The sequence below is a fragment of the Zhenpiania hominis genome, assembly GCF_014333425.1.
In the GTDB taxonomy this organism is placed as follows: Bacteria; Bacillota; Clostridia; order Peptostreptococcales; family Anaerovoracaceae; genus Hominibacterium; species Hominibacterium hominis.
The window spans coordinates 81,393-96,309 of the sequence record NZ_JACRYT010000011.1 but is presented as its reverse complement, the minus strand read 5'-3'; the positions used below and the strand labels follow the sequence as shown (position 1 = coordinate 96,309).

Sequence of the window (14,917 nt, the reverse complement as noted above, 5' to 3'; positions counted from 1 at the left end):
ATTATTATTTCCTTCCAATACAAATACCACGCGTATAACGCGTGGCAAGTATATATTGTTTTTTCGGTTTATAAAAACAGATCAAACCGCTTTTCCATATTTACAGCACAAATTTACGCACCGCCTGCGCAACTCCGTCCTTATGGTTGGTAGCAGTCACATATCTGGCAATCGCCTTAACTTCCTCTTTCGCGTTTTCCACCGCTACCGGAAGGCCCGCGAGACGCATCATCGCCATGTCATTGGGGCTGTCTCCCACTGCCATCATTTCTTCCGACTTTACATTCAGAATATGTTCCAACTCCCGCAGCGCCTCGGCTTTGCTGGTTGTAGCGCCGCCAATTTCCAGATTGTGATCAAATGAGGTCGTCAGGGTTGTATCGGCAAGGCCGCTGAGAATCTCCCGCATCATAGACCGATCTTTCTGATTTTCAAAGTTCACGTTGATATTTTCAATATGCTCTTTATGGTCAAGAATGAAATCGTACAGCCCGTCTACCGGCTGGCGGGTCGTCAGCACATAATCCACATGGCGAAAGCTGAGCCTTGTTTCCCGAATATGATCGTACTCGGCTTTTTCAATATACGCGCCGCCGCCCGTGAAAGCTTCTACCATAAAGGGATACTGCTTCAACAGTTCCACTGCCTTCTCCACTGCTGAAGGAGCGATGCAGTTTTCGTAAATAACCTCCTTCGTCCGCAGATCTGTAATCACCGCGCCATTGGAAGTCAGGACATACTGGATTCCCTTTATCTCAAAAACATCCTCCGGCAGGGCTGAGTATGCCCTTCCTGTGGCAATTACTACATTGACGCCCTTTTCTATCGCGGCTTCCAAAGCTTCCCTGTTCGCGCGGCTGATTACCCGATCGTCATTTAAGGTAGTCCCATCCAAATCCAAAGCTATCAGTTTTATTGCCATTTTCCATCTCCTACAATCTCCAGAAATTCATGATTGATTTTCCGTACCTTCTTCATGTTGCATCCATCCCCATGCCCCGGATAAATAAAAATCTCATTGTTCCATTTATTAATAACCTCACGGCAAGACCGGATCATATCCGATTCTGAACCGTCTTCCAAATCGGTTCTTCCCAGGTCTACATTAAAAATTGTATCCCCTGTGAAAGCCAGTTTTCCCCGCTCTGAGAAAAAGCAAACACTTCCCGCCGTATGGCCCGGCGTATGAACCACGCGGATTTCCTCATCTTCCAGCAGGATTCTGTCTCCATCTTCCAGCGGATGTTCCACCTCAAATTTACAAAAGTCCACATCTTGCCGATGAATGGAAACCGGGCAATCAAACATTGTCTTCAGCTTCTGAACAGCGCCTGTATGATCATGATGGTGGTGGGTCAGCAGGATCCCCCGCATATCCAAATGCTTTTTTTCAATAAAATCGCGGAATACCCCCGCGCTATATCCGGGGTCAATCACATAGCAGCATCCCCTATCTTCCTGATAAATCACATAACCATTACTTTGCAGAACGCCGCCGATAAACCGTTTTATCTTCATACTTTCTCCCCCTTTTTTATTTTCCTTTTCCTCAACTATTCTATCACAAGGTACTGTTTTCGTCCAAAAAATATAAAAAACAACTTTTTCTTTTTCGCATTATTCAGTATAATGGTATTTGTAATTTTTATTGATTAAGGAGGATTTATTTATCATGGAGCGTTTGGAGCATTTTTTCAGGCTGAAAGATCACAAGACCACAGTCTCAACGGAAATTGCCGCCGGGTTTACCACCTTCATCACCATGTCTTACATTATTCTTGTAAATCCGGAGCTTATCGCTTCCGGTGTCGCGGCAGCCGGTGGTCCGTCTGACGCTGTTTTTAACGGAGTTTTAATTGCTACTTGCCTTGCTTCTTTTATTGGAACGATTCTCATGGCTCTTTACGCGAAGCTTCCTTTGGCGCAGGCTCCCGGAATGGGCATTAACGCGTTCTTTGCTTTTTCCGTAATCGTCGGATTCGGCATGACCTACCAGGAGGCCCTGGCCATTGTTTTCATTTCAGGCGTGCTCTTTATCCTCATTACGGCATGTGGCCTGCGAGAATTAATTATTCGATGTATTCCAACCAGCGTCCAGGAAGCGCTTCCCGTTGGTATTGGCATGTTTATCGCTTTTGTAGGAATGCAGAATGCCGGGCTTGTAGTCCACAATGACTCTACCCTTATCGCGTTCGCCGATTTTTCCGCAATCAGCGATCCGGATCAAAAAGTTGCCGTATATGGGTGCCTGCTCGCCCTCCTTGGCCTTTTCATTATGGCCGCGCTCCATGCGCTTCATGTAAAAGCCGCAATCCTTATCGGGATCATCGCGGTAACGATCATTGGAATTCCCCTGGGCGTCACCACCCTTCCGGAATCCTTTTCTGTGAATTTCTCAGAGCCTTTTTCGGATTTCACTACTTATTCTCTGGGTTCGTTTATCGAAGGGTTCGGCAGTTTATTTGCGGGTCAGAATCTGCTTTCTACAATTTTTACTATTTTAATTCTGGTGCTGTCCTTTTCCCTTGTAGATATGTTCGACACCCTGGGAGCTCTGATCAGCGTTTCCAAAAAGGTGGACTTCAAAGATGCTGACGGAAACCCGGTGGGTATGAAAAAAGCACTTATGTGCGACGCCATCGCCACAACTGCCGGCGCGGCTTGTGGTACATCCACGGTTACCACTTACATGGAATCCATCTCCGGAATCGGCGCCGGAGGACGAACAGGCCTTACCTCTCTTACAACCGCAGTCCTGCTCCTGCTTTCTATCCTGGCCCTTCCTTTCGTGCAGATCATCCCTTCGGCAGCTACTGCGCCTGCCCTTATCTTTGTCGGGGCTATGATGCTCCCGTCTCTGAAAAATATTCAGTGGGATGATTTTTCCCAGCTGGTTCCGGCATTTCTTACCATTGCCGCTATGCCGTTTGCTTACTCCATTGCCACCGCAATCGCGCTGGGACTGATTTCCCACATTATTATAAAACTGCTGTGTGGAAAGGTCCGCGAGATTCACTGGCTAACGGCCGTACTGGGGATTTTGTTCCTAATCCGGTTCTTTGTTCTAGGGGCTATCTGAGAATTAGACGAAATTTTGTATATCCTGTAAAATGCGTATTGCCAAACCGACAAATAGTGATACAATAATGGTGTTATTTTCATTATGGAGGTACAAAAGGGAGAAATGAAAATTGCTATTGTCGGCGCGGGGAAGCTGGGCCTGAAGGTTACGGAAGCGCTCCTGGGCGGAGATCATTCTGTAACCATTCTCGATCAGGACGAAGATGTTCTGCAGAAGCTCAGCTCCCATCTGGATGTCATGACCGTTAACGCGAACGCGAAGGAGACGAAAATTCTCAAGAACCTGGGAATCGCCACCTATGATTATTTGATCGCTGTAACAGAAAGCGACGAGACCAATATCGTCATCGCGTCTTTCGCGAAAAAGCTTGGCTGCTCCAAAGTCATTGCGAGAGTCCGCGATCCGGAGCATATGGATCAGCTTGGTTTTATTAAAGAAACTATGGGGATTGACAACATTGTAAATCCGGATCTGGCAATTACCGTTGAAATCTATAAATACCTGGTGGAAAAATATACCCTTAGCAATGGTATTTTTTCCAGCGGGAAAGTAGCGCTTCTGGAATTCAGCGCGAAAAAGTTTTCCGCGCTCATCGGTCGTTCGATGCATGATGTAGGCGCTGTGCTGGAGAACATGCTGATTGTCGCTTTATCCAGAAACGGAAAAGTCATTATTCCCCATGGGGACACCGTTATCCAGCCCGAAGATGGGCTTTATGTGATCGGTGAACGGATTCCCATCATGGAGCTGAACGCGCAGGTACATGAAAAGGGTAAGTACACCGATCTGCAGAAAGTCATGATCGTGGGGGGAGGAAAAACCGGATATTATCTCGCGAAAAAACTCTCCGAATTTGGAATTGCGGTCAAAATCATTGAAATTGACAAGAATCGATGCCATTACCTTTCCACCCATTTGGAAGACGTTATGATCCTCCACGGCGACGCCACGGATCTGGATCTTTTGGAAGAAGAAAATCTGGATGAGATGGACGCCTTTGTAACGGCGACCGGATATGATGAAGAGAATTTGCTGCTGGCATTAATGGCCAAACGACATAAAATTGAAGATGTAATCGCTAAAGTAAGCCGCGAAAGCTACTCGGAACTCATTGAAAGTATGGGAATCGATATGGCCCTCAATCCGATTGATATTACCGCGAGTACAATTCTCCGTTTTGTCCAGGGTTCCAAACGGGTCGTTTCTTCTGTCCTGATTCAGGGACAGGCTGAAATCATGGAAATCATCGCTTCCCACCACATGAAACTCATCGACCGTCCATTATCTGAATTGGAAATTCCGGACGGAGTCATCGTCGCCGCGATTCACAGAGGACTGAATGTCATTATTCCAAATGGAGACACCATCATTCAGGAAGGGGATCGGGTCATTTTCTTCAGCCTGCTGACAGAGCTTCCGGAACTGGAAAAAATGCTGAGGGATAATGAAAAGCTGCCATTTTTTAAACGTAAGAGACAGAGGTGAGCGCCGCTATGAATCTGAGTTTACGTACATTCTGCAGAATCATTGGTCTGGCGATGCTGGTCATCGGGCTTTCCATGTTTCCTTCTCTTATTGTAGCGGTTATTTATAAAGAAACTGTTTCGTTTCTGGCTTTTCTAGGTACCATATTGTTTGCGGCGGTCTGCGGTTTTTTTCTGTTATGGTTTGGACAGCCTTCTACACAGCACCTGAAAGTCCGAGACGGATTTCTGATTGTAACGGTATGCTGGATTGTATCCGCGCTTCTGGGGGCCGCGCCTTTCATGCTTTCCGGAAGCATACCTGATTTTTTTGTTGCTTTTTTCGAGTCCTGTTCCGGCTTTTCTACAACAGGCGCCACAGCGCTTTCTGATGTGGAAATCCTTCCCAAAAGCATCTTGTTCTGGCGTTCTTTCACGCATTGGATCGGGGGTATGGGGATTCTTATTTTTGCCATTGCGCTCATGCCTTCTTTAGGGATCAACGGACAGAATATCGCGGTTTCGGAAGCTCCCGGCCCGACTCTTGATAAAATTACTCCCAAAATGTCGGATACCGCCAAGGCCCTGTACACAACTTATTTTGTGTTTACGATTGTAGAAACCATTCTCCTGTGTCTGGGAGGCGTCAGTCTTTATGACTCGCTGCTTCACACCTTCGGCTCCGTAGGTACCGGAGGATTTTCCGATTATAATAACAGCGTCGCCCATTTTGACAGTGTTTACGCGGAAATGGTCATCACATTTTTTATGATTCTCTCCGGCGCCAATTTCAATCTGTATTATATGTCGCTGAAAGACGGAATTTCATCTATTTTCCGAGACGCGGAGTTTCGCTTTTATTTGTTCATTATCGGAGCTTCCACGATTCTCATCGCGGCCAATCTCTTTTTCAGCGGGTTTTACACCAGCGTTGGTCAGTCTCTGCGTTATTCCGTATTTCAAACATCAACAATCATTACCACAACCGGTTTCGCGACAGATAATTTTGACCTTTGGCCGACCTTCAGCAAGATGATTCTGATTCTCCTGATGTTTATCGGCGGCTGCGCCTCTTCTACCGGCGGCGGCATCAAAGTCGTACGAATTCTGGTTCTTTTAAAGCTGATTCGACGGGGCATTGCCACCAGACTTCATCCCAACGCAGTGGTCACAGTTAAAATAAACGGAAAAAACATTCCTTCTGATACGGTTTCGGCTATCGCCAACCATATGTTTTTGTATATCGCTGTGGTTTTCATTTCTACGATTCTGCTGTCGCTGAATAATTTTGATATGATTACCACATTTACTTCCGTGCTCACCTGCATCGGAAATATCGGTCCCGGACTGGAGCTTGTAGGGCCTGCCGCCAATTTCAGCATTTATTCGGGACCCGGTCTGTTCCTTCTGTCCATTCTCATGCTGGCAGGACGGCTGGAGCTGTTTACCCTGTTTATTTTGCTAACGCCTAGATTCTGGAATCCAAATCATTAAAGGAAGTACCGCCATGTCATTGAATGTTAAATTAAATTATCAGGTTATCGCAAAAATTCTTGGAATCGTTACGCTGATTATCGGGCTTTTCATGCTTCCCGCTCTTTTCTGCGCCGTTTTCTATGGGGAAACAGAAAACATCCGGGCGCTGATGATTTCTTCGGGGCTCACCATTGCTACGGGTTCCTTTGTGATTCTCATTGTAAAGCCGGCGAAAGCCCGATTTCGCGCAAGAGAGGGATATCTTGTAGTAGCTCTCTGCTGGCTCATATGTTCCTTCTTTGGAGCGCTGCCCTATTATTTTTCTGATTTTACCAGCAGCTTTACCGATAGCTTTTTTGAGTCTGTCTCAGGGTTTACAACGACCGGCTGCACCGCTATGGGAATCAAAATCATGCCGAAAGCCCTTCTCCTTTGGAAAGCGATTACTCACTGGCTGGGCGGCATGGGGATCTTAGTTTTTGCCATTTCTATTCTTCCCGCTCTCGGGATCAACGCCCAGCTGATTGCCCGCGCGGAAACGCCTGGCCCTGTATTAGAAAAAATGGCCGTCCGCATGAGTGATTCCGCGAAAATACTCTATCTGACCTATATTTCCTTGAGCCTCCTGGAATTTATTCTGCTGTGCCCATTTATGACCCCCTTTGATTCTCTGATTAATACTATGGGAAGTATCAGCAGCGGCGGACTGTTTGCCCATCCCGACGGTATCGCTTACTATAACAGCGTAGCTGTTGAGATTATTATCAGTGTCTTTACAATCCTTGCTTCAATCAACTTTATTCTCTACCACTACGCGGCTACCGGAAAGTGGGGTTATGTGGCGCGGGATGTTGAGTTGCGCTCCTTTTTGCGAATTATTATCGGGGCTGTGCTGCTTTGCACTCTTGGACTTTATTTTCTCGGAAATTATCCGAACTTTTTCCAGGCTCTGAGAGATTCCTTTTTCCAGGTAGTCAGCATGATTACGACCTCCGGATATTCCAGCGCAGATTATACCATCTGGCCGGCCGTATGCCAGATGATCCTCTTCACCCTGCTGTTCATCGGGGGTTGCGCGGCTTCCACCAGCGGTTCCCTCAAGGTTATCCGTGTAGTCGTTCTATTAAAGTTAATCGGCCGCGGATTTTACAAACGGATTCATCCACGCTCTGTAGTGGCGGTCAAAATCGGGAAAAAAGCGGTTCCCGCCCTGGTGGTTTCGGAGATCACGGTGTTCATTCTCATGTACATGTGTTTGTTTCTCTTTTCCTGTCTGGTGCTTTCTTTGCAGAATCTGGATCTGGAAACAACGATCTCTACAGCCGCGTCTCTATTGAGCAACACCGGTATGGCCTTCGGCGAGGTAGGTTCTATGGGAGATTATTCCATATACAGCGCTCCGCTGAAATTATATCTCAGTCTACTGATGATCATCGGAAGGCTGGAGCTGTTTACCATCGTCATTCTCTTTACCAAAAGTTTCTGGGGGAGAGAGCGTTAAGTAAAATGGAAAAAGGCGCCGTATAAAGAAAATTTTTCCGGGCATCCTAATCACAGGATGCCTTTTTGGATCCGATTTTAAAAGTCAGAGAGGATAATAACATGCAGGTAAAAGATTTAATGACCACCGGCATCAGCTGTGTGGAGGAAAAGGCGCCCCTCAGCCAGATTGCCAGGCAGATGCGCCAGGAAGATGTAGGCGTGATTCCGGTCTGCAATGATAAAGGAGAAGTTCTGGGGATTGTAACGGATCGGGATCTGGTAATCCGCGCTCTCGCCCGTGAAGGGGATGGGAAGCCTTCCGCCGAGCTGAAAGCCGGCGATATAATGTCTACCGGTCTTGTCTGCGCTTCCCCGGAAATGAATACCCATCACGCGGCTCTGCTGCTGGCAAAATATCAGGTGCGCCGCCTCCCGGTCACAAAAAACGGCCGGCTTGTCGGTATGCTCTCCATGGCCGATATTGCCCGCCGTCCGGTATTCATCGATGAGGCCGGGGACGCCCTTTCTTCCATCTGCGCCGTCTCCGCGCCTACCCTTCAATCCTGAAGTTGATTTCCCGGTTTTCAATGTCCACAGAATCCACCTGGATTCGCACGCTTTGTCCCAAACCGTAAACTCTGCCCGTGCGTTCTCCTATCAGCCGGTATTTTTCCGGTTCATGGATATAGTAGTCGTCCAGCAGAGTATCCAGCCGGATCATGCCTTCCACGGTATTTTCCAGCTGTACATAGATTCCGAATCCCGTTACGCCGCTGATAATACCATCGTAGCGCGCGCCGATCCGATCCGCCATGTATTCGGCTTTTTTCATTTTCTCAACTTCCCGTTCCAGTTCGATAGCCGTACGTTCTGTAGCCGAAGCCGTATCTGCCGCTTCCTGCGCCTTTTTCCGAAAATGCTCCATGCTGTCCGCGTCCAGCGTTCCATGCAGACACGCCTTGATAACGCGGTGGATGAACAGATCCGGATATCTGCGGATCGGAGAAGTGAAATGGCAGTAATAATTCAGCGCCAGACCGAAATGGCCGTCGCACTCTGTACCGTAATAGGCCTTCTGCATGGATCGGAGCATCACTGTATTTACCACATTCTCATAACTTTTGCCTTCTACGCTTTTGAGGATTTCATTGAGGGTCCGCGGATGTACGGACCCCGCCGTTCCTTTCACACTGAGCCCGAACCCTCTCAGGAAAGTACGGAACTCCTCCATCTTCCGGAGAGTCGGCGCTTCATGGACACGATAGATAAAGGGCACTTCCATCCAGAAAAAATGCTCTGCCACAGTCTGATTGGCAAGAAGCATAAATTCTTCGATCAGCTTGTTGGCGGTACGCCGTTCGGCGATATCCACGCTTACCGCGGCTCCTGACGAATCCAGCCGGATGTATGCCTCATCAAAGTCAAAATCCAGGCTCCCCCTCGCTTCCCGCTTTTCTCGCAGAATACCCGCCAGCTTGTTCATAATCAGAAGATCCTCAAAAATATCCCGGTATTTTTTTACCAGCGAATCATCCTTTTTTTCCAGCATGTCCGATACTTCCGAATAGACCATTCTCTCTTTTGAATGAATCACGCTCTCATAAATATCGTGGGAGACCACCTCTCCCTGAGGAGTGACTTCCATATCCACGGACAGGGTCAGCCGATCCTCATCCGGGTTCAGGCTGCAGATTCCATTGGACAAACTCTTAGGGAGCATGGGAATCACCTGATCGATTAAATAGACGCTGTTCCCCCGTTTCAGCGCCTCCCGGTCCAGGTATCCGTCCTCTGCCACATAATGGCTTACATCGGCAATATGGACGCCCAAAAGGTAATTGCCGCCCGGGAGCATCTCTACGGAAACCGCGTCGTCAAAATCCTTGGAGTCCGCCCCATCTATGGTAATGATCGTTTTATCCCGCAGATCCCTTCTGCCCTCCAGATCTCGGCTGTGGATTCCCTCTCTGCTGACCGCCTTTGCCTCGGCGTTCGCCCTGCTGGGGAAAGTCTCTCTCAGCCCGTAGCTTCGCGCCAGAGCCTTGATATCGCCTCCCGCCTGTCCGTTCCTGCTGATGATTTCCACGATTTTGCCTTCCGCGCTGTTCTCTTTGTCCGGGTATTTTGTAATCCGAACCAAGACTTTGTCCCCTCTCTGAGCGCCGCTAAAATCCTTTTTGCGGACGAAAATATCCTCTCCTCCCTTTTTTCCATCCGGAATGACAAAGCCGAATTTTTTGCTTTTCTCGAAGGTTCCCGCCACTTCCACGGTATTCCTCTGCAGGATTTTTATGATAATCCCTTCCCGTGAGCTTCCCCACAGAGCCTGCGGAATCAGGTCGACCAGCACCCGGTCCCCGTCCATGGCTCCGTGAATACTGCGGGCAGAAATATAGATATCGCTCTCTCCGTCTTCGGTTCTGACAAAGCCAAAGCCTCTTTTGTGCTTTGACAATGTGCCTGCGATTTCAGGTCTTTTCTTTTTCTTCTTCATATGTATAGTTTACCATAGGAGTCGCTATTGCAAAAGCAGAAAGGAAGCCCCCGCGCAGTCTTTTGTGTTTCCGCGCCGGGAACTTCCCTTCTGAATGTTCTGCTATTAATTGGTGTTTTTTGTATTATCTGTGCCATCCAGCAGATCCTCGGCGCCGTCCTTTACATCGGTCGCCATATCCTCAGCGCCGTCTTTCATATCTTCTCCCAGATCTTCCGCGTCATCTTTGATATCTTCCGCCGCGTTATCGGTCGTTTCTTCTACAGTCTGGGATTCCGTCGTGCTGTCTGTGTTGCTGTCGTTATTTCCGCAGCCCGCGAAAGTAAAGACGGATAAGGCAAGCAGCATCGCGATTACCATTCTTGCTTTTTTCAAAGTATTTCACTCCTCTCTTAATTTCGTAGATATTATTTGCGCTTTTGTACAAATTTATCTATGAAATTAAGATTTTTTCAGGAAATACCGAAAAGATCCAGGAATTTCTGCCACAAGCTGCGGCTTTCTGCTTTCGTTTCCTTGGGAACACTTTTTTCCGGCAGTGTAATCGCTTCGTTTTTAATCACAAACTGAACCGCCTTTACATTGGTATTTTTTTCTGAGACAAAGGATTTTACCGTTTCCCCAGTTCCGGAAATGCCGGACAGGACGCTGTCTATTTCCTCTCCTGCTTTTTCGCTCATACCGGAGGTCTGGCTGTTCAGCTCTCCGGTTCCCACAGAAAGGCTGCCGCTGCCCTCGGACAGCGCGCTGCTTCCTGATTTGAGACTGCCGCTCCCCTCCGCCAGGGTCTCCGCGCCATCCGCCAGTTTTCCCAGCTGGGAAAGGTCCACATCTTCCAGCTGTCCGCTCAAAGACCGGATCGCCTTGTCAAAATCCGCGTAGCTTTCCGCCAGCGCGTCCGCGCCTTCATCCGCCTGGCTGACGCTTTTCGAAGCCTGATTCAGATACTGTTCCATTCCGGAAAGGGCGCCCAGATTTCCCTGGAGCAATTTTTTCGCTTCCGCGAACTTTTCCTGATAGGCCGCGGGGATCAGACCTTCCAGCTGATTCAGGAGCTGGAGCATCTGCTGGTTTCCGGACTTCAGACTGTCCAGATCCAGTCCCTGCTGTGCCATAGCGGATTTAAACGCCTGATAACTGATCCCTTCTTTCAGCTTCTCAGTTCCCTCCGCCAGGACTTCGGTGGCGCCCTTCACCTGGCCGGAAGCGGACTCCAGCTTTTCCGCCTGTTTGAGTTTTTTGGACAGTTCCTTACTTTCCTTTTTCAGCGGCGCGGTTTTCTCCTTCAGCTCCCGCGCGCCCTTATCGAGCTCCTCGGCGCCTTCCGAAAGATTCTCGGTTCCTTTGTCAAGGGTTTTCGCGCCTTTATCAATAGCTGCTACCGCTGTTTCCAAAGCGTCAAACTGCCGGGTAAGGGCGTCTTTGTCCAGATCCACATCCAGGTTCATTTTCACGCCGTTAAAGGAGATGCTTTCCATTTCAAAATCTGCCACGTCCGCCGTAAGATTCAGGGTCTTTTCTGTTTTCGGCAGCAGCGTCCACGTAAACTGCCGGTTTCCTCCCGCGTTGGCTTCTGTGGCTCCCTTTGCCGTGATATTCCTGCAATTCTCCGTATTCAGGGCAGCCGTCACCTGCAGCGCGTAGTTTTCAAAGTATTCCGGGTCCGCGTCCTGGTTTTGGCGGATTTTCACGCGAATCCGCAGATGTCCGCTGCTTCCCGCCAGCTCTTTCGCGGAACATTCTTTTCCGTCAAGAAAGCAGGTAATCCCGATATCCCATGGAATTTCTCCACTCCTTAAGTTTCCCTGATAATACAGAATATCATCCTCCGTAGCGATCTGAATCTGATCCCCCTTCTGGCGGATCTCATCGGTGGAAGTCATATTTCGCACGGATTCATAGATTCCGTAATCCTCAATCTTTTTCTGGTTTTCAAAGATATTGACCACATAAACCTCTTCCGTCTGACCGTTATCCTTAAGATCCGCGTAGACCACTTCTTCTTTTTCGCTGGGCGCCTGCGCCGCGAAAACCGGTGACGTCGCCGTGCAGACCAGAACTACTGCAAGTCCGATTGCAATCCATCGTTTACCCATGTTGTTTATCCTCCCTGAAAAAATTCGCTTTCCACGTTGTTTTCTCTATCACCTTATCCAGCAGGTATAAAATTCCCGGCAGAACCAGGAGCACCAGGATCGCGGAGAAAATCGCTCCCCGTCCTACGAGCACTCCCAGTTCTTTCAGCACTCCGTTTGTGGAGATGGCGCCCAGAATCAATCCGGCCAGGGTAAGGATGGAAGCGGATGTAAGAATCGAAAGGCTCGTATTCTTCACCGCTTCCAGCACAGCCTCGCCTTTGGGCCGGATGCTCCGCTCTTCCAGATAGCGGCTTGCCATCAGAATCGCGTAATCCACCGTCGCGCCCAGCTGTATGGAACTGATAATCAGATAGGCGATATATTGGAGATGTTCTCCCGTAAAGTATGGCACCGACAGGTTCATCCATACGGCAGTTTCAATCACAAGGACTAATACGACCGGGATCGACAGGGAGCGCATCGTCAGAAGCAAAATCAGGAAAATCGCTCCGATGGCGATGAAATTAACCACCTGCATATCGGACGTCGTCACCTCTCGCATATCGTAGGTGGACACGCTGTCTCCTGCCAGCAGATATTCTCCGCCGTAATACTTCTTCCCCAGCTGCCGCAGTTTTTCCACCACCGAGAAGGCGTCTTTCCCCTCCGGCTCTGTGCTGACGGAAATCACCATGCGGCTGTAATGTTCAGAAACAAGCTGGCTCAGAGTATCCTCATCCAGATATTCAATCGGAACCTCCGCGCCTGCTGTATCCACATAAGAAATCACGTTCGTCACCTGCGGGATTTCATAAATCGCGTCGCTGAGTTCCTTTTCCTTTGCCGTATCACCCCTCGGCACCATCATAACCATCTGGTTTGTTTTTCCAAAGGTGCTCTCCACCTTAATCCGGTCTTCATAGACCTGGGTGCCTTTACCGAACATGTCTCCCGCCCCATAGCGAAAGTCATTGTCCCCCTGCGCCAAAAACGCCGGCGTGATAATCAGCAGAAACAGAATCATCGCCGGAACGCGAATTTTGAAAACCAGCCCGGCGAATTTCCCGAATTCCGGAAGCAGCGGCCGATGCTGGGTGCGGTCGATCAGCCGGTAGCTTACCAGCGCCATGGCAGGCAGCAGCACCAGTACCGAGATCAGCGACAGGGCGATGGCTTTTACCATGACGACGCCCATATCCGGCCCGATACGGAATTTCATACAAATCAGCGCGGCGAAACCGATTACAGTCGTAAGTCCGCTGGCGGTAATCGTGAAAAAGGATTTATGCATGGCGTTTATCATGGCCTCCCGGACGTCCATCCCCTCTTTCCTGTACGCGGAAAACCGGTGGAGCAGAAAGATGGAATAATCCATAGAAACCGCCAGCTGCAGAATGCTGGAAGCCGCTTTTGTGACAAAGGAAATTTCTCCGAAGAACAGATTGGTTCCGATATTGATGAGAATGGCTATCCCAATCGTCAAAAGGAACAAAATCGGCTCAAACCAGGATGTGGTGGTCAAAAGCAAAATCACAAGGCACAGAGGCACGACGATGATCATAATATGGCTGACTTCCGTTCCCGTTGTTTCGGTGGCCACCGCCGTATTGACCGCCGAACCCTCCATAAGAGCGTCTTCCCCCGCCTGCTTCCTTACCTCCGTAACCGTGCTCAGAATTCTATCCGAATCAATGGTCAGGGAAAAGCATGCCTTTCCATCTTTATAATATTCTTCCAGAACCTCTTCCTCGATAAGCTCCAGCGGGCCTTCGATATCCGCCGCGTCATCCAGCCAGGTAATCCCGTCTACTCCGTCGATACCGCCGATCTTCTCTTTCATCTCCAGAGCCTCCGGAATCGTCACATCCGGAATCACCAGTCTCGCGTTGGGAGCCCCTCCGTCAAATTCTTCATTCATGGTCTCCAGCGCCACGGTGGAAGCCGTATTTTGCGGCAGATAATCCGCAAAGGTATAATTGACTTTTACCCCTAAGGAAAGAATCGCTCCCGCGATGGCGCAGCACACAAAGAGAGCGATAACAAATTTTCTGTGGCTTAAGACTCCCCGAAAAAAACGATTCATACATCCCCCTTTTGTTTTCATTTATCAACAAGATTCTATTAATGAACATTGTGTTGATTTATCAGCTGTATTTTATTATAATGATTTTAACGGATTTTTCAATAAGCAATTCCGCTTTTGCTGTAGAATAATGAACATTCCCAGCGGCGCGTGTTGATTTTGGAAGGAGGTTGTTTAAAATGGAAAAGCCGGTCGATCGCCGGGTCCGCAAAACAAAAAATCAGCTTCGGCAGGGGCTTGCCAGGCTGATGCTGAAAAAAAGCCTGAAGGAAATTACGGTCAAGGAGCTGACCGATCTGGTGGATATGAACCGAGGGACCTTTTATCTCCATTACCGGGACATTTACGATATGGTGGAAAAAATCGAAGATACGATTATGACGGAGTTTCAAAGAATTCTGGACTCGGTTTCCGATGAGGAGCTTTCCCGCTCCCTGCTGCCCCTTTTTTCCCGCATCTACGCATATCTGGCGGAAAACGCGGATCTATGCGCGGCGTTTCTGGGAGAAAATGGAGATATCACCTTCCTGGAGCGGCTCAAAGGGCTGGTTCATGATAAGTGTTTTCAGACCTGGGAGAAGAAATACGAGCATATCGACGCCCGGCAGTTCGAGTATTTTTACGCCTTTATCATCAGCGGCCACATCGGCCTGATCCAGACCTGGCTGGATACCGGCATGAAGGAAAGCCCAGAGGAAATCGCCGCTCTCGCGGCGGAGCTGTCGCTTCACGGCGGGCAGTTTTTAGAATAACTGCCTC

General features: G+C 48.8%; 12 protein-coding genes. 6 read left to right on the top strand and 6 right to left on the bottom strand.

Annotated elements, in window-relative coordinates; genetic code table 11:
• Positions 1-100: 100 nt before the first annotated feature.
• Together H9L42_RS10755 and H9L42_RS10750 are read right to left on the bottom strand one after the other, a co-directional pair.
• Positions 101-922, bottom strand: a complete 822-nt coding sequence (locus tag H9L42_RS10755; protein WP_187303412.1) for an HAD family hydrolase — start codon at positions 920-922, stop codon at positions 101-103.
• Positions 913-1,518, bottom strand: a complete 606-nt coding sequence (locus tag H9L42_RS10750) for an MBL fold metallo-hydrolase (RefSeq protein WP_187303411.1) — start codon at positions 1,516-1,518, stop codon at positions 913-915. Before H9L42_RS10750 ends, H9L42_RS10755 begins: the two co-directional genes overlap by 10 nt.
• Positions 1,519-1,672: 154 nt before the next feature.
• Here H9L42_RS10750 and H9L42_RS10745 point away from each other — a divergent pair, with 154 nt between their 5' ends.
• The 5 genes from H9L42_RS10745 to H9L42_RS10725 all read left to right on the top strand — a co-directional run bounded on the left by H9L42_RS10745 (position 1,673) and on the right by H9L42_RS10725 (position 8,070).
• Positions 1,673-3,079, top strand: a complete 1,407-nt coding sequence (locus H9L42_RS10745) for an NCS2 family permease (RefSeq protein ID WP_187303410.1) — start codon at positions 1,673-1,675, stop codon at positions 3,077-3,079.
• Positions 3,080-3,184: 105 nt separating this feature from the next.
• Complete coding sequence (gene trkA, locus H9L42_RS10740; RefSeq protein WP_187303409.1) at positions 3,185-4,567, top strand: Trk system potassium transporter TrkA; 1,383 nt, start codon at positions 3,185-3,187, stop codon at positions 4,565-4,567.
• Positions 4,568-4,575: 8 nt separating this feature from the next.
• A complete protein-coding gene (locus H9L42_RS10735; protein WP_187303408.1) occupies positions 4,576-6,039 on the top strand; it encodes a TrkH family potassium uptake protein in 1,464 nt (487 codons plus the stop codon).
• 13 nt (positions 6,040-6,052) lie between these two features.
• Positions 6,053-7,522, top strand: coding sequence for a TrkH family potassium uptake protein (locus tag H9L42_RS10730; protein ID WP_187303407.1), 1,470 nt, complete (start codon positions 6,053-6,055; stop codon positions 7,520-7,522).
• 65 nt (positions 7,523-7,587) lie between these two features.
• Positions 7,588-8,070: a CBS domain-containing protein gene (locus H9L42_RS10725; protein ID WP_187303406.1), complete on the top strand. Its 483-nt coding sequence runs from the start codon at positions 7,588-7,590 to the stop codon at positions 8,068-8,070.
• On the opposite strand, the gene rnr is transcribed toward H9L42_RS10725, so the two are convergent.
• From rnr to H9L42_RS10705, 4 genes are all read right to left on the bottom strand, one after another.
• The gene (rnr, locus tag H9L42_RS10720; protein WP_187303405.1) at positions 8,054-9,997 is read right to left on the bottom strand and encodes a ribonuclease R; all 1,944 of its coding nucleotides are present in this window, start codon (positions 9,995-9,997) and stop codon (positions 8,054-8,056) included. The genes H9L42_RS10725 and rnr overlap by 17 nt on opposite strands.
• Positions 9,998-10,102: 105 nt before the next feature.
• The gene (locus tag H9L42_RS10715) at positions 10,103-10,372 is read right to left on the bottom strand and encodes a hypothetical protein (RefSeq protein WP_187303404.1); all 270 of its coding nucleotides are present in this window, start codon (positions 10,370-10,372) and stop codon (positions 10,103-10,105) included.
• A gap of 77 nt (positions 10,373-10,449) precedes the next feature.
• Positions 10,450-12,093 carry a hypothetical protein gene (locus tag H9L42_RS10710; RefSeq protein WP_187303403.1) on the bottom strand — a complete coding sequence of 548 codons (1,644 nt, stop codon included), beginning with the start codon at positions 12,091-12,093 and terminating at the stop codon, positions 10,450-10,452.
• Positions 12,086-14,158, bottom strand: coding sequence for an efflux RND transporter permease subunit (locus H9L42_RS10705; RefSeq protein WP_187303402.1), 2,073 nt, complete (start codon positions 14,156-14,158; stop codon positions 12,086-12,088). The genes H9L42_RS10710 and H9L42_RS10705 overlap by 8 nt, the downstream gene beginning before the upstream one ends.
• Positions 14,159-14,337: 179 nt before the next feature.
• On the opposite strand from H9L42_RS10705, the gene H9L42_RS10700 reads away from it, so the two are divergent.
• Entirely contained in the window at positions 14,338-14,910 is a 573-nt protein-coding gene (locus tag H9L42_RS10700) for a TetR/AcrR family transcriptional regulator (protein WP_187303401.1), read from the top strand.
• The last annotated feature ends 7 nt before the right edge of the window (positions 14,911-14,917 follow it).